The 21,474-nt window shown below is 42.8% G+C and carries 19 protein-coding genes and 1 other RNA gene; 4 read left to right on the forward strand and 16 right to left on the reverse strand.

Annotation, left to right across the window (positions count from 1 at the left end; genetic code table 11):
* Positions 1-91 precede the first annotated feature (91 nt).
* The 4 genes from GDK41_RS11465 to GDK41_RS11480 all read right to left on the reverse strand — a co-directional run bounded on the left by GDK41_RS11465 (position 92) and on the right by GDK41_RS11480 (position 3,170).
* Positions 92-508 carry a hypothetical protein gene (locus tag GDK41_RS11465; protein ID WP_152086542.1) on the reverse strand — a complete coding sequence of 139 codons (417 nt, stop codon included), beginning with the start codon at positions 506-508 and terminating at the stop codon, positions 92-94.
* A gap of 111 nt (positions 509-619) precedes the next feature.
* Positions 620-1,048 (reverse strand): hypothetical protein, encoded by a 429-nt coding sequence (locus GDK41_RS11470; protein ID WP_152086543.1) that lies wholly within the window; start codon positions 1,046-1,048, stop codon positions 620-622.
* A gap of 132 nt (positions 1,049-1,180) precedes the next feature.
* Entirely contained in the window at positions 1,181-2,629 is a 1,449-nt protein-coding gene (locus GDK41_RS11475) for a hypothetical protein (RefSeq protein WP_152086544.1), read from the reverse strand.
* Between the two features lie 133 nt (positions 2,630-2,762).
* Positions 2,763-3,170, reverse strand: coding sequence for a hypothetical protein (locus GDK41_RS11480; protein WP_152086545.1), 408 nt, complete (start codon positions 3,168-3,170; stop codon positions 2,763-2,765).
* Between the two features lie 213 nt (positions 3,171-3,383).
* Here GDK41_RS11480 and GDK41_RS11485 point away from each other — a divergent pair, with 213 nt between their 5' ends.
* The gene (locus GDK41_RS11485) at positions 3,384-4,274 is read left to right on the forward strand and encodes a tyrosine-type recombinase/integrase (RefSeq protein ID WP_152086546.1); all 891 of its coding nucleotides are present in this window, start codon (positions 3,384-3,386) and stop codon (positions 4,272-4,274) included.
* Positions 4,271-5,362: an IS91 family transposase gene (locus GDK41_RS11490; protein ID WP_152086547.1), complete on the forward strand. Its 1,092-nt coding sequence runs from the start codon at positions 4,271-4,273 to the stop codon at positions 5,360-5,362. Before GDK41_RS11485 ends, GDK41_RS11490 begins: the two co-directional genes overlap by 4 nt.
* A 263-nt stretch (positions 5,363-5,625) precedes the next feature.
* Here the strand turns inward: GDK41_RS11490 and GDK41_RS11495 are convergent, their stop codons facing one another.
* The 3 genes from GDK41_RS11495 to GDK41_RS11505 all read right to left on the reverse strand — a co-directional run bounded on the left by GDK41_RS11495 (position 5,626) and on the right by GDK41_RS11505 (position 7,867).
* On the reverse strand, positions 5,626-6,057 hold the full coding sequence (locus GDK41_RS11495; RefSeq protein ID WP_152086548.1) for a hypothetical protein: 432 nt from the start codon (positions 6,055-6,057) through the stop codon (positions 5,626-5,628).
* A gap of 690 nt (positions 6,058-6,747) precedes the next feature.
* Positions 6,748-6,844: signal recognition particle sRNA small type (gene ffs / locus GDK41_RS11500), an RNA gene on the reverse strand.
* A 123-nt stretch (positions 6,845-6,967) separates the two neighbouring features.
* Entirely contained in the window at positions 6,968-7,867 is a 900-nt protein-coding gene (locus GDK41_RS11505) for a DUF3014 domain-containing protein (protein WP_152086549.1), read from the reverse strand.
* Positions 7,868-8,023: 156 nt separating this feature from the next.
* Here GDK41_RS11505 and GDK41_RS11510 point away from each other — a divergent pair, with 156 nt between their 5' ends.
* Positions 8,024-9,178, forward strand: a complete 1,155-nt coding sequence (locus GDK41_RS11510; RefSeq protein ID WP_152086550.1) for a patatin-like phospholipase family protein — start codon at positions 8,024-8,026, stop codon at positions 9,176-9,178.
* Between the two features lie 7 nt (positions 9,179-9,185).
* Here GDK41_RS11510 and GDK41_RS11515 read toward each other — a convergent pair whose 3' ends face one another.
* A complete protein-coding gene (locus tag GDK41_RS11515) occupies positions 9,186-11,153 on the reverse strand; it encodes a cation:proton antiporter domain-containing protein (protein ID WP_152086551.1) in 1,968 nt (655 codons plus the stop codon).
* Between the two features lie 144 nt (positions 11,154-11,297).
* On the opposite strand from GDK41_RS11515, the gene GDK41_RS11520 reads away from it, so the two are divergent.
* Positions 11,298-12,194, forward strand: coding sequence for a GGDEF domain-containing protein (locus GDK41_RS11520; protein ID WP_152086552.1), 897 nt, complete (start codon positions 11,298-11,300; stop codon positions 12,192-12,194).
* 45 nt (positions 12,195-12,239) lie between these two features.
* Here GDK41_RS11520 and GDK41_RS11525 read toward each other — a convergent pair whose 3' ends face one another.
* The 8 genes from GDK41_RS11525 to fabZ form a co-directional block, all read right to left on the reverse strand.
* A complete protein-coding gene (locus GDK41_RS11525) occupies positions 12,240-12,590 on the reverse strand; it encodes a hypothetical protein (protein WP_152086553.1) in 351 nt (116 codons plus the stop codon).
* Positions 12,580-13,896 carry a tRNA lysidine(34) synthetase TilS gene (gene tilS, locus GDK41_RS11530; protein WP_152086554.1) on the reverse strand — a complete coding sequence of 439 codons (1,317 nt, stop codon included), beginning with the start codon at positions 13,894-13,896 and terminating at the stop codon, positions 12,580-12,582. The genes GDK41_RS11525 and tilS overlap by 11 nt, the downstream gene beginning before the upstream one ends.
* 52 nt (positions 13,897-13,948) lie before the next feature.
* Complete coding sequence (accA, locus tag GDK41_RS11535) at positions 13,949-14,905, reverse strand: acetyl-CoA carboxylase carboxyl transferase subunit alpha (protein ID WP_152086555.1); 957 nt, start codon at positions 14,903-14,905, stop codon at positions 13,949-13,951.
* A 16-nt stretch (positions 14,906-14,921) separates the two neighbouring features.
* Entirely contained in the window at positions 14,922-18,413 is a 3,492-nt protein-coding gene (gene dnaE, locus GDK41_RS11540) for a DNA polymerase III subunit alpha (RefSeq protein ID WP_152086556.1), read from the reverse strand.
* Between the two features lie 2 nt (positions 18,414-18,415).
* Positions 18,416-19,012 (reverse strand): ribonuclease HII, encoded by a 597-nt coding sequence (gene rnhB, locus GDK41_RS11545; RefSeq protein ID WP_152086557.1) that lies wholly within the window; start codon positions 19,010-19,012, stop codon positions 18,416-18,418.
* Positions 19,002-20,156 (reverse strand): lipid-A-disaccharide synthase, encoded by a 1,155-nt coding sequence (lpxB, locus tag GDK41_RS11550; RefSeq protein WP_152086558.1) that lies wholly within the window; start codon positions 20,154-20,156, stop codon positions 19,002-19,004. Before lpxB ends, rnhB begins: the two co-directional genes overlap by 11 nt.
* 81 nt (positions 20,157-20,237) lie before the next feature.
* Complete coding sequence (gene lpxA / locus GDK41_RS11555; RefSeq protein ID WP_152086559.1) at positions 20,238-21,008, reverse strand: acyl-ACP--UDP-N-acetylglucosamine O-acyltransferase; 771 nt, start codon at positions 21,006-21,008, stop codon at positions 20,238-20,240.
* Positions 21,009-21,010: 2 nt separating this feature from the next.
* Positions 21,011-21,463, reverse strand: a complete 453-nt coding sequence (fabZ, locus tag GDK41_RS11560) for a 3-hydroxyacyl-ACP dehydratase FabZ (RefSeq protein WP_152086560.1) — start codon at positions 21,461-21,463, stop codon at positions 21,011-21,013.
* Positions 21,464-21,474 lie beyond the last annotated feature (11 nt).

Raw genomic sequence — 21,474 nt, forward strand, 5'->3', positions numbered from 1 at the left:
AAGGGGCTGATAATGCTTGGCTAAAATGTGAAGCGGAGCGGAACCGAGCCAAGCTTTAGCAGTCCCGCCTTAATTGGCTTGTTATGTTTCTTTACTCAATATTCACGTCAAATTTGGAAAATACTCTATCTATACTCTCAGGTCGAGGTAATTGAAAACCAATAGCGACTTCTTCAATACATTTCTGTTTTCTTTGCTTATTTGCTCGTTGGTCTTTTGACACATACAACGCAGAAGATATAACACCTTGCTCTGTTAAGTCATAAATAACAATACCGTTTAATGGGATACTAACTAATTCGGCAAAGTTTAGATTTTTACTATTCATCCTTTTAAACACGCATTCATTATTGATTTTTGCCGATAACTCTTCGATTTTATTTCCATGAATTATATTATAGGCACTCATTGCTTCGTAGTTTCGTTCAAAATACTCTACTTCTGGAGGTGTTGACTTACAGCCAAACAGCCCCAGTAAACAAAACACCAATGAGATACTTCTGCTCATAAATTCTCCTTGAAACATAACGCCTCGCTTAACCGGCGCAAAATAGCAGGCTAAAATTAGCGACGAAGGAGCGCAAGCCTGCTGTTTTGCGTCCTTTGGTTTAAGCGTTTGTTATACCTTCTTTATTGCCAAATCACTTATTTTATATATTGCTATTGGCCCTCTACAAAAAGCAATTAAATCACCTTCAACCTTCTTAGGCATGTAATATACAGTAAGAAAAGCTTTATCAAACACCTGTTGATTACTTTCAAACTCTGAGTAGTTATAACCTTTTAAATCAATTTTTGTCTTTGTTGTATCTGAAACAATTGTAGATGATGTAAAAGACGGGTTATCAAAGTCATCTCCAAATGAAATCTTTGCGCGAAATGCTTTAGCCCCTAAGTACTCTGAAGGATAATAAATAGATACATGATATAAATCAGAATATTCTACTTTTTCTTTAATGATAAAAGTATTTAATTCCTCTTCAGCTTCAATCTCTACACAAGCTAGGCTAGGTAATGAGATAAATAAAAATAAAGCTAAAATCTTCACCAATCCTCCTTGAAGGTATAACGCCGTTTTAAGCGGCAAATTGCAGTTGGCTAAAATAAGTGAGGTACGAACAAAAAGCCAACTGTTATTTGTCCGGCTTGAAAACCCTTGTTAGGTTTTTGGTTTTTGCAGCTATGTAAGCTTAACCCAACCTTTATTCGGCATTCCCACATGTGCTTCCGGAACAGATGCACCAGAAAAATTAATTTCGAATTTCAAAGGCTCAATTGTTAAAGACACATTTGAGACAACTTCAATATATCTAATTAAAACAACCAAACTGACTTCTTTTAACGCTCTATAATCAGATTCATACTCATACTGCTTTGAGACTGGTTTGGATTCCGTTGGAATAGCCTTAGGAAGCCCAGCAAAATTTTTTCCATCCATATTTTGAGAGAATTCCTCAAATCTAATATTAGCGCCATGGACATAGCTTGAACGATGATCGTTATATATTTTTTTTGACCATTTATCTATACTTCCTTCTTGTTCTGAATACGATAGAAGTTTAACTATCGTTTGGACCAAAGCCTTTCTAGAACCGTGCTTATCTCGAACTTGAGGACAATACTCTTTGGCTATAGCATCAAGACAGGCGACATAACTAACTAGCGCTACGGTCTTATTTATTGCTTCTGTTTCTCTCGCAGAATAATAAGAGAATGCAATATTCACTATTTTTCTTTTAGATTTTTTACAACCAAGATTGTCTATAATTTCAATAACTTTAGTTATAAATTCACTATTGCTTTTTGTGAAACTCTGTTTTATTCCGGTCATTCCCTCTTTTATTTCAGGATAAAAATCATCGTAATTCATATCGGAAATTTTTATTGTTTTATCTGGAGGGGAAATATGCGATGGAAGTTTCTCCATATTAACCAACTTTGCTTTATCAAGTATTAATGATAGCAACGCACAAGTTAAATTAACCCTCTCATCCCCGAAACGTTTTGCAGATAAATATGAATGGCCTAGCTTATTTATTACAACAGCGGAAACAATCTTGCCATCAACTAGTCTTGAAGGTAGAACTTTAACATCTGTAGCTAGTTCAATGAGATCTAAAACAGGAACATTTAATTCAATGTAATATAAGATATTGAAGGATTTATGGAGATCTAGTTCAATTCTATTGTTAGCTTCTTCAATACTTTCGTGAATATACTGTTTAATTTTTTCATATTCATTACCATCAATTGAATATTCCTTTCGTTCATCGTCCTTCTTTTTATAATGTTCATGTGGTACGACATAATAGCCAATATCTGTAATTTTTGAATTAGCTACCTTAAAAGACAAACCCAAACGAAGTTCATACGGATTTCCAAGGTAATCATAATGCCATTCAAATCTGCATAAATTACTGCCTGTTTCAAGATTGGGGTAAAAATACGAAAACCCATTTCTCTCCATAGTGATAAAATATAGATGCTCAACAAATTTTGCGACGTTCATTTTCTTTATGTTCGGAAATGATTCTAACTTTGACAACGGAGGCATAAAATTAGGCTGAGAATAAATGGCAGTATTGTCATCATTTTGGTCTAGTGGGTTTCCACCAATAAATATATTCATCATGCCTCTTTAGTAGAGCTATGCAAAAAAAAACCTAACGCCTTACTAATGGGCGTAAAATGCTTGGCTAAAATTAGCGACGAAGGAGCACAAGCCAAGCGTTTTGCGTCCTTTTGAGTAACTTGTTAGTTGCCTACTGTTCTAGACTTTTTAGAATCTGTTCAGCTTCCTTATCTAAGTACCTTACCCAAACTCTAGAGCCTTTTTTCAGTAAAATTCTTCTGTCCATTAACTCTCCTGAAAATGAACAGCTAGTGCTCGTTTCGTTAATTTTATTTGCTGTTCCTTTCAAGGAACGCTCTGTAATTAACCTAACACTCTTTTGAACAGGAATGATAATACGAAATTCAATTTCCTCTGGTGGTTCGTTTGAATCATTTAGCAATACTGCCTCAGCTTCTGGAGAAAAGATTCCAGTGATGTAAGCTATGGCAACAACGTCAGCTTCAGCAACCTCTTTTGCAAGATCAAACGGCGCTGGTCGACATGCCAGCAATGGGAAACAAGTTATGGAGAGTAATAAAGCCAGAATCGTACGCATATTCTTCCTTGGCAACTAACGCCTTAATAAACGGCGGAAAATAGCAGGCTAAACTAAGCGAAGAATGAGCGCAAGCCTGCTGTTTTGCGTCCATTGTTTAATTAATTTGTTGAACGAAGCCGCTGCGCGGCAGAGTTAAACACACATCTTCCCACTGATATTTAATACTTTCTAGATGCCATCTATCTCGGTGGCCTTTCTAGGAGTAATATCATGAACTCGTCCGAACAACTTCGGTTTAATCACCTTTACCAACAACATCTTACCAATTTAACCCTGCAAGGCAAGCGCCCAGCTACCATCGATGCCTATAGCCGCGCCGTGCGTCGTATCGCTGCTTTCTTTGATTGCTGCCCTGATAACTTAACCACCCAGGACCTTAAAGCGTACTTTGCACAGCTCATTGCCTCCCATTCTTGGAGTACCGTGAAGCTCGACCGCAATGGGTTGCAGTTCTTTTATCGGCATGTGCTCAATAAAGAGTGGCAATGGCTTAATATTGTAAAGCCCCCTCAATCTAAAACTCTCCCTGATATTCTCACTGCCAATGAAGTGGCTGCTGTTATTAACCACACCCGACAACTGCGCTATCAGGTCTTTTTTTTGACGCTTTATAGTATGGGACTTCGGTTAGGTGAAGGTGTCTCTTTGCAAGTCTGTGATATAGACTCAGCACGTATGCATGTGCATATTCGCAATGCTAAAGGCGCTAAAGACCGCTTTGTGCCTTTGCCTGAGCGTACGTTATCTGCGTTGCGGTTTTATTGGCAGACTCATCGCCACCCTACTTTGTTGTTCCCCGGCAAAGGCGCTAAACCTGACGCTGTGATGGATAAAGGCGGTGTGCAAAAAGCCCTTAAACGCGTGTTGTGTGATTGCAACATTGCCAAGTCCATTAGTCCACATAATTTACGTCATAGTTTTGCCACTCATTTACTAGAGCAAGGCGTCGATTTACGCTCTGTACAGACTTTACTTGGTCACAACAGTCTCAATACCACCGCCCGCTATACTCGGCTGACCCATATTACTTGCCTTAATACCTGTGATGTCATCAATCAACTGGCCAATGGGTTAAGTTTGTCTTGGGAGTGTGAGTTATGAGGTTCAGTGATATTTTACGCACCCATCTCGATGCGTTTGTTGCCGAGTATTCTGCGCAACTTACCCCACCCATATATCAGGCTATGGCGGCCATTTTACGCTGTCGCACTGAAACGGCGCAGCGTAGTCACTGGCAATGCCGTGAATGCGTTACTCAGTTGGACTGCCCGCTATCGTGTGGTCCCCGTAGTTGCCCACAGTGTTTGTATAACACCACCTCTGATTGGTTGGCTAAACAGCAGAGTAAACTGCTCCCCGTTCATTACTATATGGTGACTTTTACCTTACCGTATGAGTTCAGAGGAATGGCGCAACACCACCCCGATACGCTTTATCGCGCCATGTTTGTTGTAGCGGCCGATGTGCTTAAGTCATTTGCTTTACGCGCTAAACAACTACAAGGGAAGATTGGCTTCACAGGTGTGCTTCATACCCACAATCGTCGACGTGACTTGCACCCGCACATTCATTTCATTGTGCCTGCCGGCGCGTTTGATAAAGCTAAAATGCAGTGGCGTAAAAGTCGTAACCGGTATTTGTTCAACGCTTTTAATCTTGCCGCTGTGTGGCGAGCTCGGCTATTAGATTACCTGACTCAGCGCACAGCTCTCACGCTACCATCCAATTTACCTAACAAGTGGGTGGTTGATTGTAAATATGTGGGCAAAGGCTTGCCTGCACTCAAGTATTTATCTCGCTATTTATACAAAGGGGTATTGCCTGATAAAGACATACTCAGTGACGCCGATGGGAACATATGCTTTGCTTATCTAGATAGCAAAACCAATACCCGTAAAACGCGCACCTTACCCGCCACTCAGTTTTTATGGCTGATATTACAACATGTGTTACCTAAGGGATTTCGGCGAGTTCGTGATTATGGCTTGCTGCACCCAAGCAACACCGCGCTTCGACAGCGAATACAAAACTTGCTCGCGTTAATGAGTAATACTGCCCCTGCAATTCAAACCGAGCCGCGAAAGAAAGCCAAATTCACTTGCCCTTGCTGCAAAAAGCCCATGCAGTTTATGGGCATTCAAGCACGAACGATAAGCTTTAAGTCAGACTCACAAAGCGGGTCATCTTAAGTTCACTAAAGAAAAGCTGAAAACACTTAAAGTGCTTTCAAAAGGAGGTAAGTAAAAATAAACGACTGATTAAACGATAAATTTTAATTAGCGCGCAAAGCTAAGGGTTGACTGCGTTTAAAAAAAAGAAAGTAGGAGTCAACCACCTTCAATATACCTCTATTTTTACATCGCTATTTACTATATAGAAGCATCACACAGAGCGGCAGGGCTTGTTCAACACCCAGATAAGGTGTCGGCTTCGCGACACCTATCCTTATTTGTTATGTGGCTGCACTTTTATACTTAAACCGAATTGTTAAACAGTTTTGGGTTGAAAGTGCTGAAATCGCTAAGTTAAGACTGTCACTTGGAACTGGAATTTGACTATTGCCTAAAAAGGTTGCCACGACATCACCGTTAACTACCGCACTCCACGAATGATTCCTACCAGCAACTGATGCAAGATAGTTTCTACTGCTTAAATGCGAAAATATTGTACTTAAAGAAGTATTAGCTTCAGCACTAAAGGAATAGTAATGAGGGGCTTCAACATCGTCGCCCATGCAAACACTATCCCTTGTAACTTGTATCTCGATGTTACTCATATCTACGTTGCCACATAACAGTGTATTAGCGTGAATTCGCGTTAATGTCTTACCCACTATCACTACATCACACCAATTAACAAATTTAATTACGCCGAATATTAGCATGTTAAACTCTATTTAGTCCTCAAAAAATCAACAACCACTCTAGAACAAAACGAGAATCTACTTAAACGAGAATGAGTCAATTTATCTTAAAGATCGAATCTAATTAGAATCAATTAGATAGGCCATCTTTCGAGTCTTCGGTCGTAAAATCGAAACAAAAATTAACGGGGCCCCTAGTTGCAAAGTTTAATGCCTTAAATTATACCTGTATAAAACCACAGTAAATGGATTTACTATGAACAAGTCACTTTTTTAGAGTCAGTGCGCGTCTACAGGGTCAGATCTCGTAATTTGATACAAACTTGCTCGCTGGTAAGTCAAAAAGCAAAACCTGCTGCTTTCGTTCTTTTTTACCCACAACTTATCTACTCTCAACTTTGCATAACTTGAGCCCAAGGGATACCGCTACAAATCACCTAAGCAAATTAAGTTGCAGCTTGAGAAACCTACATGGCCAGTCGATCTCTCGCTGTTTTTTCAAAGTAAGATAGGATAATTTTAAATAGTTGAGTTATGCCAGAGCTAGACAGTAGCACTGTGAAATTAGTAGAGAAAGTACCATTGATTTAATGAGCTAAGAATGAGTTTTTTATTGGGCTTATAAAGGAATGAGTATGTTTTAGTATAGGTTTAAGTGCTATTAATAAAACTTACACTTCAAACAACAAAGAAAAAAGAGTTGGGTGGCAGTCTTACCAGCCACATCTCGGCACACAAGTCACAAGCTGTGGCTGCTCCCTTCCGGGCCTGACCAGGTTCACCTGCTATTGTTGCGAGAGGACCAATAAGACTACCATTGAGGGCCTTGTTTGGCGCGGAAAGGATTATCTCTACTTTCGACTTGAGTTTCAAGGGAAAACTCATTTATTCGCACCGACTGCTGGATGTTTAAGCAGTCGGTGCCTGTGAGTTACTGATTAAGTGATTTTTGTAATGCACTTAAACGTTGTTTTATTTTTTCCATATTTTCTGGACCCATACGCAAAAACTGCTTTTGCGCTTGCGATAACTGCTCCCACTCAGGGTAGGCATAGCGATACGTTACAGAGTCTTTGATAAGGGGCACGCTGCTTTTTGGAATTGGCGTGTTTAGCAACTCCGTAATAGCCTTGTCGAGTGTGGCATTAAAGTCACTGCCCTCGTAGCCAATCTCTTCGTAAGCTTGTGTTATTAAAGGTTTAAACTTATCTAACATGCGCATTACTTGAGCCGTACTCATACTGGTGAGTATATCGACATAAGGCGTATAGCGCTCAAAGCTGTTTGGATCAGTTATTACTATGTCGCCTTCAAGGGCCATAAATGGTTCTTGCGGCTTTTTAACGGGTATATGCTTTTGCGCAATTTCACCCTTGGCTAGGTTATCAACAAATACCACACCACGTCTTACCAAATCATCACTAACAATTAACGCCAACGCTTTTTCGGTCATAATTTCAGCAACGGTTTGTTTTACCAGTTCATCACTGTTATCAAGACTAGGCAAAGGAGGCGCACTTGGCTCAGCGGTTGGCACATCGACGGGCGTTTCATCGCGCTCAATTTGTGAAGGTTGCGCAACGGGTTCTGGTGCTTCAATTGGTTCTGGCTCAACAGGCTTTGATTGAGCCGTGTTAATTGGCGCGCGCGCTTGCGGTTGCTCAGCTACCACATCTTGCGCGTACTTTGTGTTGGTTTTCGTTTGCTCATTTTGCTTTGAAAGCACAAATATCAACACAATCACAAGCGCGACTATAACTGTAGCGGCAAGCAATAATTGACTACGCGATGGTTTTGCTTTTTGAGAATGTTCTGAACCGGGCTCTGACATAACAGCTCCATAAAATTAGCTTGAAAAACAATATTCTTTTGAATATTTAAAAATTAAAACATAAAGTAAAAGTTATAGCACTTATAATGCGATGATAGCAGGACTAATTCTACTGACGAGCAATATAGTAAAAAGTTCATTGTTTTTCGAGGATTTATGAATTTAAAACAACGTTTAGCCAAACGCCCGCCTGTCGCCCTATTATTAACAGGTGGTGGTGCTCGCGCTGCTTATCAGGTGGGAGTATTGAAGGCACTCGCTTTGAGCATGCCTCGCACCGCTCCGATCCCATTTCAAATTATTAATGGTACATCGGCAGGCGCAATTAACTCTGCGGCATTAGCCTGCTACGCCTCATGCATGCACCTGGCGGTGCGTAAAATTGAATGGGTTTGGAAAAACTTTCACTCTCATATGGTATATCGCAGTGACTTTATCGGTGCCTTTGGGCATTTGTTAGGTAACGTAATGCGAAGTTTCCAATCAGGGCATTTAAATCATCCGCCAGCGAGTTTACTAGATAACTCACCACTGCGAAATTTGTTAGACGAGGTGCTCGACCTAACTCGTATCGAGCGCAACATTCATAAGGGCTACCTAGACGCTGTGTCGGTTACAGTATCAAGTTACTCTACAGGGCGCTCTGTGGCCTATTACCAAGCCAAAGAGGCGCAAGCTTGGCAACGCGCTAAACGGCAAGGTGTACCAGGGCGGATCTCTTTAGATGTGTTAATGGCCTCAAGTGCCATACCAATGGTGTTTCCAAGCGTACGCGTTAAACATCATTACTACGGTGATGGTTCTATTCACCAACTCTCCCCGCTAAGCCCCTCAATTCATTTAGGCGCTGAGAAAATTTTTGTTATTGGTGTAGAGCAACCTAAGATCCGCGCCCCCTTAGGCTATGAGCCACATTTTCCGGGTATGTCTGCCATTGCAGGTCACTTACTTGATAGTGTGTTTAGCGACACACTCCAGTCAGACTTAGAACGCTTAGAGCGCGTAAATCGCACAATCGGCCTTTTGCCCACAAAAGCCCGCGATAAACATAAAGAGCTTAAACCTATCAACACATTGGTTGTTAACCCAACGGTTAACTTTAGAGATATTGCCGACCAGTATTATGATGATATGCCATTAGCCATAAAGTTATTGCTACGTACGATTGGGGTAAAACGTCATTCAACGTCAAGTTTAACCAGTTATTTATTATTCGAGCAAAACTATACCCGACACTTGATTGATATTGGCTATCAAGATGGCATGGCAAGGCTAGACGAAATACGCCATTTTTTAGAGTTAGATGCTTAGTGCTGCGTTAACCATTAAGCAAGTATTGCTCTGCGCGCTCTACTCGCCTTGGTTTACCTTTAAGCAACAGCACATCGTTGGCCTTAAGCACCATACTTAATTGCGGTGCGGCCAGCTCTTGACCGTCTCGACGCAATGCAGTAATTGCTACTTTTTGTTTCTCTAAACTCAGTTGTTCAATGCTTTTATCAACAGCAAAAGCAGACTCAGGTAATGCCATGGCATGCAAATACTCCAGCTTATCGATACTATCGCCCACAGGGTCTTGATCATCGCCTGCAAAAAAGCCATGCAGATATTCGTAGCGATTGTGCCGCTCTTTACTCACACGCTTAAAAATACGCCGCATCGGCACCCCCGACATATGAAGCACATGCGATACCAACATTAAACTGGCCTCTAAGGCCTCTGGAACCACCTCTGTCACGCCTAATGCTTTTAGCGCATCAAGATTACTATCATCTGTTGAGCGCGCCAGTATTTTAACCTCAGGCGCTACACACTTAATTGCATCAATTACCTCATGGCTTTGATCAAAGTCAGAGCAAGTGATGATCACAAGTCGGGCTTTATCTACGTTGGCCTGCTCTAGTAAAGCTTGTGAACCTGAGTAACCAAACATAACCGGCTCACCTGCTGTTTGGGCCTCTTCAACTAAGCGTGGGTTACGCTCTATTGCCACATAAGGTATGGCTTCTGGTTTTAAAAACCGAGCAATGGTTTGCCCCACTCGCCCATAACCTAAAATAACCACATGATCAGTTATGCTTTCATTAAAATGAGTTTGGCTAAAGTCATGCGAATACCGTTCACCATTTACTTTGAGTTTTTGCAAAATAACGGGGGTTCGTTCAATTAAATATGGCGTTATAGCCATAGATAAAACGCCCAAAGCAATCAAAAACGATGCACTATTTAATGCAAGCAAATTATGTTTGCTGGCAAGCGCAACCAGCACAAAGCCAAACTCGCCCATTTGCCAAAGCAAAATACCCGCTGCAACCGCATCTTTTTTACGCTCTCCCATTAGCTGTGCTAACAACGCTATAATGAGCACTTTAAACAATAATAAAGCGGCTAGCGCCAAGACTATGTAGGCAATTTTATCTATCACATAAGGAATATCTAACTGCATACCAACTGTCACAAAAAACAGCCCCATCAAAATATCACGAAACGGTCTAATTTCAGCTTCTAGTTGATGACGATACTGGCTTTCACCAAGCATCATCCCCGCCAAAAAGGCCCCTAAAGCCATCGACAAACCAAACTGATAAGTCAATCCACCAGCGCAAAGTGCTACCACTATTGTTGTTAGAACAAACAACTCATCAGTACGAACAGAGGCCACTTCATTAAAGATTTTCGGTAAGAACCATTTACCAATGGCCCACAGCAAAAAGCATACAAACGCCCCTTTGGCTAATGCAAACATTAACGCGCCGAACAAAACTTGATTATCTGATTGTGCAATCAGTGGCAGAGCGATAAGTAGTGGCACAACAGCAATGTCTTGAAACAACAACACACCTATTGCAAGCTGACCACGTCGCAAGTTGAGGTTGCCACTTTCTTTTAAAATTTTAACTACTACGGCAGTTGACGACAGCGCCATTAAACTGGCGATAATAAAAGCGGTTTGCCAGTCATAGCTCAGCGCTTTGATCACAAGCATACCTGCTACGGTGGTAACCAACACTTGTAAACTACCTAAGCCAAATACCAAGTTACGCATTGCCATAAGCTTTGGCACCGAAAACTCAAGCCCCAAACTAAACAGCAAAAACACAATGCCAAGCTCAGCAATAAAGTGCATTTCATAGCTGATACTCATCCAACCTATGCCATGGCTGCCGGCTAAAACGCCAGTAACCAAATAAGCCAAAATAGCGGGTAGGCCAATACGCTTAAAAAGCCACACCAACACCACAGCGGCAAACAATAGGGCAAAAACCTCGGCAAAAATACTCTGCAAATGGCCTCCAAAGCGTCAAAAATGTGGAAATGAGCGAGAGTGCTCGTCATTAACTATAGCAAGCAACTGTTTTTCAGCCAGTTTAATTTATTGGCATGTTTTTCGCTTAAAGTAAGTAAATAGTAGTAGTTAGGGGAATACTCGATGGAAAATGTCCATATTTTGGCTCAACGCGTATCAACACGCGGCGATTATTTGCCGTTCGATACCGAGCAATTCGTAACCACAAATGCGGATCCCATCTATAAGCTTGTAGAGCAGTTACAAACCACGCTGCACATCGACGAGCTGCTGACCGTATTTGCCGAGCATGCTCAGCGAATAATTAAACTATCAGGGCTACAGTTCCATTCATCTTTGGGCGTAGCACAAATGCATCAAAGCGATAATCAGCATGTACCCTATAAGTTTGATTTAGAACTCAACGAAGAGCATCTTGGGCAACTCGTTTATTATTGCCAGTACCAGTTAAGCGAAAGCATAAAGGCAAAGTTATGCCGTTTGCATAGCGCGTTGCTGTATCCTTTACGCAACGCACTTACCTACAATCGAGTGCTAAAGCTTGCCACAAGAGATGCCTTAACGGGGCTAAATAACCGTAGCCAGTTTAGCGATAACCTGGCACAGCGTATTGAACGAGGCCGCCGCTTACAAAGCAAGTTTAGCTTAATGTTGCTTGATTTAGATAACTTTAAACAAGTTAACGATAAGCATGGCCACAGCACGGGTGATGAAGTATTAACCAGGTTTGCTGAAATTCTAAAACTGTCTGTACGCAGCACAGATACAGTGTATCGGTTTGGCGGTGATGAGTTTGCGATTATTATCGACGATCCGGAGTTTACAACTAACAAGGTGATCGCAGAGCGGATAATGCAAACCGTACGTTCGTGTCACATGCTTTCCAAGTATGATGTCACAACCAGTATCGGATTTACTTTATCAGCCGCCCAAGACTGTGAAAACAGTATTTTCTCGCGCACCGATAAAGGCCTTTACCGCGCCAAAGCGGATGGCCGAAACTGCGCAAGAACCATGTAATTTATCTATACCGGCTCAGCACCCCTAGCTGAGCCGATTTCACGACTAACGCGTTGCTTTTAAATACACCAACTTGTAGAGCAACAATAGCAATGCAAAGCCACAAAAGTAGCCATTAATAAGCCAAGCCAAGGCGATAAAGCTGGTTAACTCGCTGACAATGATGAGCAGCAACGGCATCAATAAAGCCAAAATGAAAAAGTGCGCCCCTTTTTCATGCCAGTAGCCCAGTAATGTACCAGCACTCGCAAGGCCAAATAGCACGGCATAGAGCATATTACTTACAACGGGTGCACCATCTACCACCGCCAGCACAGCAAACACTAAAGTATTAAACAGCAATGCCCAGATAGATTTATCTGCCAACGAACGACCAATCTCTTTTTTATTTATCATCAACGATTTCCCAACGAATACCCTGTTGTGACTCAAAAGCGCAATGCTCAATATAAAAGCCAACGACTTGAACTAATTGTTCATCATAAAAAACCAACGGTACTTGCGCTCTTTGCCAACTTGGTACCCCTGCCTCTTTAAGCCAGTGTTTAACCGTATTCCTGCCCGGTTTATTGCGTGGCCTGATCTTGGTATTAAGCAACCCAAACTGGATAGATACTCGCTCACCACTTAACGGTAGCCTAAGTCCAGCGCCATGCTCTGCCCTCATAGTACGACCATCGCTTAAATAAATAGGGTCAAAACCAACATTTATGCATGCTTGCGGCACTTTAATATCTTTCACAAAATACAGGTAGCCTCGGTATTTTTTGATACTTCCTTTTTTCATCAAAATGTTTACTTGTGCATCGTCTTTACTGGTTAATGCTTGATGAATTAACTGATCTAGTTGCACTTTTGAAGGCATGTTTTCGCCCTGTAAAGACAGCCATGCACGTAACACATTCGCTTGCCTAAGTTCACTCAGTGACCCTAGCATATGCAAGTTAAGTTTATCTGTATCTTGGCTGCAGGCAGTAAGATCTTGCTGGGTAAGCTCTGCGATAAGGCTTTGCTGCTGCTGCAATATGTCGATACTGCGCAGCGCACTTTGTAAAAACCCGTTAAAGCGAGATTTCAGTAAGGGGATCACTTGATTACGCAAAAAATTACGATCAAAGCGATTATCTTTATTCGAGTGATCTTCAATGTGTTCGATGGAAAAGGTACGCGCAAATGCTTCGATCTCTTCTCGAGAAGCGCTGAGCAACGGCCTGATACACACCCGACCTGAGTCTAGAACCCGCTGCTTACGCATCGACGCTAACCCCTCAAGGCCGGAGCCGCGCTTTAAACGCAGTAAAAAGGTTTCTAGTTGGTCATCACCGTGTTGGCCCAATACAATTAAGCTATTTGGCATTGCCATTGAATCGAGCGCTGCATAACGTGCATCGCGCGCTTGCGCTTCTAGGCTATGGCGTGCTTTTTGCTCAACCTCAACGGCGCAGGTTTTAAACTTAATATTAAGCGACCCACATAAATTCTGACAAAATGCGCGCCACGTATCAGCATCTTTAGACAAACCATGATCGATATAAATGGCTTCTATCTGGCGCTCGGGGGTTTGTTCACGTAACGTGTAACACAAATGCAGCAAAACAACCGAATCCACGCCGCCAGACAACGCAATGCTCAGTGGTTTTTGATGAAAATTTGGCCCGTTTATCGCAACAAAAAATTTTTTATAAAGCGTGGTATTTTTCATAATTCATAACGTAAAAAAGCCGCTTAAGCGGCTTTTTTAGTTTAGCATTTACTTAGCAGTAACCAAAAGACATCAGCCTTTGGTAACGCTGTTCAAGCATGGTGTCTGTGCCTAGCTCTTCTAGCTCAGCCAAATCACGCTTTAGTTGAGCTTTAAGGTTTTTCGCCATAACGTCGTAATCACGATGTGCGCCACCTAATGGCTCTTCTACAATGTTATTGATCAAGTCTAGCTCTTTAACGCGTTGCGCTGATACGCCCATCGCTTCGGCTGCTAGAGGGGCTTTTTCTGCACTCTTCCAAAGAATTGATGCACACCCTTCTGGAGAGATAACCGAGTACGTGCTGTATTGCAGCATGTTTACGCGGTCGCCTACACCAATTGCCAATGCGCCACCTGAGCCACCTTCACCGATAACCGTACAAATAGTTGGTACTTTTAGCGCCGCCATCACTTTTAAATTACGAGCAATCGCTTCGCTTTGACCACGTTCCTCTGCACCTACACCTGGATATGCCCCTGGCGTGTCAATAAAGGTAATGATTGGCATTTTAAAGCGTTCAGCCATTTCCATTAAGCGTAATGCTTTACGGTAACCTTCAGGCTTTGGCATGCCAAAGTTGCGCTTGATTTTTTCAGCGGTATCGCGGCCTTTTTGCTGCCCGATCACCATAACTGGCTTGCCATCTAAACGCGCTACACCACCTAAAATAGCAGGGTCATTAGCAAACGTACGATCACCAGCAAACTCATCAAACTCCGTAAAAATACGCTTGATATAGTCGCGAGTATATGGACGAAGCGGATGACGAGCTAATTGAGAAACCTGCCAAGCACCCAAGCCTGAAAAGACCTTTTCGGTTAGCTCAACGTTTTTCTCCTTCAAACGCGTGATTTCTTCTTCTAGGCTCAGATCTAAGCTACCTGAGCGGCTAACATTTTGTAACTCTTTAATTTTCGCTTCCAATTCTGCAATTGGAAGTTCAAAGTCAAGATAATTGAGGCTCATGCTCTAAACTACCTAATTAGTTAAATTCTAGTTCTATTTCTTGCGCCGCCATTTGTGATAATCGAGTCAAAAGATCATCAGTTGGCGTCACACACCATTGGGTTCCCAGCGTTAGCTCTGCTAAAGCGTCCGGTCGTTGATACATAATCTTTATGGGACATGTACCAAATTTATACGGTTCTAACACTTTTCTTAAATTTTCGAAGAAGTTTGCTTCAATTTGAACCATATTTAATGTCATTTTTATTGCTCTGATCCGCTTTTCTCGCGCCTGAGCTATAGTACATACGTCTCTGGCGGTCATTGTAATGCCCCCAGAGAAGTTATCAAAGCTGACCTGTCCGGTTACAACCAAGATTTGGTTAATTTGCAGCAATTCTTGGTAAACTTCAAACTGTTCAGGGAATAAGCGTACATCAATCCGGGCACTCTTGTCATCTAAAGTTATCAGTCCCCAGCGATTCCCTTTCTTATTTATTAACGTTCTTGCATTAATCACCAACCCTGCCGCGGTTGATTGCACATCACGGTTAGTCGGTTGCAAGTCAATAAGTCGACCCGATGTATAATGTTTGAGCTCTTTTCTATATTGATTAATCGGGTGACCCGTCAAATACAGACCTAATGTTTCCTTTTCGCCGTCTAACCACTGATTATCAGTCAAAGGTATGGCACTAGTAAATGCCTGCTCAACTTGCTCAGGCTCAACAGCCAATAAACCAAACAAATCAGATTGTCCGAGCGATTCTGCTTTGTGGTGCTGCTCAGCTGATTTCATCGCGCCACTTAAGCTTGCAAGCAACGTAGCACGACCAGGTTGGTTTTTCTCAGGTCCCAGTTTATCTAGTGCCCCAGCGTAAATAAGCTTTTCTACAACACGCTTATTAAGCCGCTTTAAATCAACTCGGGCACAAAAATCAAAGAGATCTCTAAACTCACCGCCTTGCGCTCTGGCTTCAAGGATAGCCTCAACAGGGCCCTCACCCACGCCTTTAATAGCACCAATACCGTAAACAATTTCGCCTTGGCGGTTAACGGTAAATTTATACACCCCAGCATTTACATCAGGTGGCAGCAGTGTCAACTTCATGTTTTCACACTCATCCACCAAAGTCACGATTTTGTCGGTGTTATCCATATCCGCAGACATAACCGCAGCCATAAACTCTGCTGGATAATGCGTTTTCATCCACAACGTTTGATACGACACTAAAGCATAAGCGGCTGAGTGAGACTTGTTAAAGCCATAACCTGCGAACTTCTCTACAAGATCGAAGATTTTCATTGCAAGTTCGCCATCAACTCCATTGGCGATTGCACCTTCTTCAAAGGTTGAGCGTTGCTTGGCCATTTCTTCGGGCTTTTTCTTACCCATTGCACGGCGTAACATATCAGCGCCACCAAGCGTGTAGCCTGCGAGCACCTGTGCTATCTGCATAACCTGCTCTTGGTATAAAATAATACCGTAGGTTGGCTCAAGGATCGGAATAAGGCTATCGTGTTGCCACTGTACGTCTGGGTAAGATAACTCTTCACGGCCATGTTTACGGTCGATAAAGTTATCTACCATGCCTGATTGCAATGGCCCAGGTCGAAATAGTGCCACCAATGCAATCATATCTTCAAAGCAATCGGGCTTTAAACGACGAATGAGGTCTTTCATACCTCGGGATTCTAGCTGGAATACCGCGGTGGTTTCAGCCCTCAGTAACAGCTCAATACTCTTTCTGTCATTTAGGGGGATCGCGTTAATATCGACTGGCTCTTTGCCTTCTCTTGCCAGTCGCTCGTTGGTCATATCCAATGCCCACTGCAAAATCGTTAGTGTTCGCAGACCCAAGAAGTCGAATTTAACCAAACCCGCAGTTTCTACATCATTTTTATCAAACTGCGTAACCGGAAACTTACCTTCTTCATCACAATACAAAGCGGCAAAATCGGTGATGGTGGTAGGCGAGATAACTACGCCCCCTGCGTGTTTACCCGCGTTTCGTGTACACCCTTCTAAAATTCGGCACATATCGATGAGATCTTTCACTTCTTCATCGCCGTCATAGGCCTCAGGAAGACGAGGCTCTACATCAAACGCTTTAGCAAGGGTCATACCTGGATCGCCCGGTACAAGCTTTGAAATACGGTCAACAAACCCGTATGGATGACCAAGTACACGCCCGACATCACGAATAACGGCTTTTGCCGCCATGGTACCAAAGGTGATGATCTGCGATACAGCTGCTCGCCCATATAGCATCGCTACATGGTCAATTACTTCATCTCGGCGGTCCATACAAAAGTCGACGTCAAAGTCGGGCATCGAGACACGCTCAGGGTTTAGAAATCGCTCGAAAAGTAAGTCAAATTCCAGCGGATCTAGGTCGGTAATTTTGAGCGCGTAAGCAACCAAAGAGCCGGCACCTGAGCCTCGCCCTGGGCCTACAGGAATGTTGTTATCTTTACTCCACTGGATGAACTCCATTACGATCAAAAAGTAACCAGGGAATCCCATTTGGTTGATAACGTCTAGTTCAATCTGCAATCGCTCGTCGTATTCTTTACGTTTTTCTTGGCGCTCTTGCTCATCGGGAAATAAAAACTGTAAACGCTCTTCGAGGCCATCACGCGATACTTTAACTAAAAAGTCTTCAATTTTTAGATCCCCAGTTGGGTAATCTGGTAAAAAATACTTACCTAACTGTACGGTAACATTACAGCGTTTTGCGATTTCAACAGAGTTTTCTAATGCCTCTGGAATATCGCTAAAAAGGTCGAGCATCTGCTCAGGTGTTTTAAGGTACTGCTCTTTTGAGAAACGTTTTGGGCGGCGCTTATCTTCTAATGTATAACCGTCATGAATCGCAACTCGAATTTCGTGCGCTTCAAAGTCTTCTTCATGTAAAAACACCACTTCATTAGTGGCAACAACCGGTATGTCGCGCTCACTTGCAAGCGCAACCGCTGCGTGTAAATACTCTTCTTCTTGTGCGCGACCGGTTCGTGTAAGCTCTAAATAAAAGTGGTCTTCAAAATGCTGTTCATAAAACGACAGCACATCACGCGCTAGTTGCTGATTGCCTTTTAGTAAAGCTTTACCGACATCACCATCTTTAGCACCAGAGAGTAAAATCAGGCCCGCTTTGTACTCTGCAAGCCATTGCTTATCAACTACGGGGCGATGGAAAACATGCCCCCTTTGATACGCTTTTGAGATCAACAAAGTGAGGTTTTTATACCCTTCGTTATTTTTGGCCAGCACCACAAGACGACACGGCTCATCTGCAAATTCATCGCTTTTGAGCCAAATGTCAGCACCGACTATAGGCTTGATCCCCGCGCCATGGGCAGCACCATAAAACCGTACCAAACCGCATAGGTTCATTTGATCAGTGATGGCAAATGCTGGCAGCCCTAACTCTTGTGCTCTGGCAACGATAGGTTTCGTTTTCGCCAGTCCATCCACCATAGAAAAGTCACTATGCACACGTAAATGAACAAACTGGGGCGCAGCCATAATTACAACTCCTTCATCGCTAAAATACGTTGCACCGGTTTAAAGCTCTTTCTATGGTGCGGGGTAATACCATGCTGCTCAAGCGCTGCAAAATGCGCTTTGGTTGGGTAGCCTTTATGGCCTGCAAATCCAAATTCTGGGTACAGTGCGTCCAACTCCATCATTTCTTGATCTCTTGCTACTTTTGCGATGATTGAGGCTGCACTGATTTCAGCTACCAAACTATCGCCTTTAACCACGCTTTGTGCGGCCATATTAAGCGAAGGTAAACGGTTGCCGTCCACAAAGACAAAATCGGGTGTGATACTCAACCCCTCAACGGCGCGGCTCATCGCTAGCATAGTCGCATGAAGAATATTAAGCTCGTCGATTTCATCAACTGAGGCGCGAGCAATGCAATAACACAGCGCTTTTTGTTTTATCTCTGTAGCTAGCAGCAGACGTTTTTTTTCAGTTAACTTTTTAGAGTCTGTTAACCCTTCGATAGGATTGTTGGGGTCAAGAATAACCGCAGCCGTGACAACATCACCCACTAACGGCCCTCGCCCCACCTCATCTACACCCGCAATGTATCGAACATTAGGACGCTCAACTTGCATCAATCAACTCCTCAACTGCGTTTGCCGCTTGTTTGCTGGCATTTAGGCGGATATTACGGTGGATATCATAAAACTTCTGAACAAGCGCGTCGTTGTTACCCTTTAACATAGGGTATAGCGCATCGACCAAAGCATCAGAATTGCACTCTTCTTGTAAAAATTCTGGCACCAAAGGCGCATCGGCGAGCAAATTAGGTAACGAAAAATACTTAATATTAAAAGTAAAAAAATGCTTAAAAATCCAATAACTCACTGGCTTAAATTTATAGCCCACCACCATAGGCTTTTTATACAGCATCGCTTCTAATGTGGCAGTACCTGAGGCTAATAATACCGCATTTGCCGCCGCCATCACTTTGCTTGACTGACCATCAACTAAAATGGGGGATAGGCTAGGTGCTACCTGTTGCAAAATGGCTTCAAATTGCGCGCGACGCTTGGCATTAACAAGCGGCACAATAACTTTTAAATTTGGTAAGCGTTGGCTTAATTTCACAGCGGTTTGAAGATAAGTTTCACTCAATAGCCCAACTTCTGAACCACGGCTACCCGGCAGTAATGCCAGAACCAGATCGTCTTGAGCCAAACCGAGTGCTTGTCGCGCCGCACTGCTATCGTGATCGAGCTCAATTTCATCAGCTAATGTATGACCCACAAACTTACAAGGCACATCGTGCTTGTCATAAAATGCTTTTTCAAAAGGCAGTAATGAAAGCACTAAGTTCGTGGCTTCGGCAATAGTGAAAATGCGCTTTTGACGCCATGCCCATACTGAAGGGCTCACGTATTGAACGGTTTTAATACCCGCTTTTTTAAGTGGCTTTTCAACTCGAAGGTTAAAATCCGGTGCATCAATACCAATGTAAATATCCGGCGGATTATCGATAAAATACTGTACTAATTGCTTGCGTATTTTCAGGAGTCTAGGCAAGCGCCCCAATACTTCAACCAAGCCCATCACCGCCAGTTCTTCCATATCAAACAACGTTCGGCATCCTGCTGCCTGCATTTTAGGACCTGCAATACCAACAAACTCTGCATGAGGATACTTTTCCTTCAATGCGTCAATGAGTCCAGCCCCTAAAATATCACCTGACAATTCACCTGCCACAAGGCCAATAGTTAACTTTTTGTTGTTCGTCATCACATTAATCTATTTATAAATAAAAACGCCATACAAGGCATCGTATGGCGTTTATCAGCATCTTGCTATTACAGGCATTATCTAGCGAATAATGCCGCGATCTGAGGTATCTAAAAAGTCTATCATTTGCTGAACAGCAGCAAACTCAGACGCATCGTCTTGCATTGCTGCAACTGCGTCCTCAAGATTTAAGCTCTTGCGAAACAGCGTTTTATATGCGCGGCGCACAGCCATAATTTCTTCGCTACTAAATCCGCGGCGTTTCATTCCTTCGGTGTTAATAGCAGCTGGCCTTGCTGGTGTGCCTGTAGTAGTTACAAACGGTGGCACATCTTTACTCACTCCTGAGTACATACCAATAAAGGCATGTGCTCCGACTTTGCAAAACTGATGAACACCCGTATTGCCAGCTAAAATCGCCCAATCACCTACATGAACATGGCCGGCAACACTTGCTCCATTTGAGAAGATAACATTGTTGCCAATCACTGCGTCATGTGCCACATGCGTGTATGCCATAAACAGGTTATTGCTGCCTATTTTGGTTACGCCTTGATCTTGAATAGTACCACGGTGAATAGTGGCACACTCACGAATGATATTGTTATCACCCATGATAAGTTGAGTCGGTTCATCCTTGTACTTTTTATCTTGGCAGGCCTCACCCACTGACGCGAACTGGTAAATGTGATTACCAGAGCCAATGGTTGACGGTCCCTTAATTACCACGTGTGATTCGATGATACAGTTATCACCTATCACTACATCATTCCCGATGTAACTGTAAGGACCCACAGAGACGTTCTCGCCTAACTGTGCGCCAGATTCAATAATCGCAGTAGGATGGATCACTATTAAAACTCTCTTCTTGCACACATTAGGTCTGCACTACAGACTACTTTGCCATCAACCTTAGCTTCGCCGTAAAACTTCCAAATATTGCGACGCTCTTTAACAAAATCAATGTGTAAGTGCATAGTATCGCCAGGAAGCACAGGCTGCTTAAAGCGTGCATTGTCAATTGCTGCAAATAAGTATAGCTCGTTCTCGCTACGATTCTCGACTGTTTTAAAGCCCAATAAACCGGTAGCTTGCGCCATTGCTTCTAAGATCATTACACCAGGAAAAATTGGTTGATCTGGAAAGTGCCCTGTAAAAATAGGTTCGTTTACCGTGACGTTTTTTACTGCATGCAGGTATTCACCCGCTTTGTAGTCGATCACTTTATCAACTAACAGCATTGGGTAGCGATGCGGTAATAACTTCAAGATTTCTTGGATATCAAAACCATTCAGTTCGTTTGCCAAAATAGCGTCCT

It is taken from the genome of Pseudoalteromonas sp. A25, from assembly GCF_009176705.1.
GTDB lineage: Bacteria > Pseudomonadota > Gammaproteobacteria > Enterobacterales > Alteromonadaceae > Pseudoalteromonas.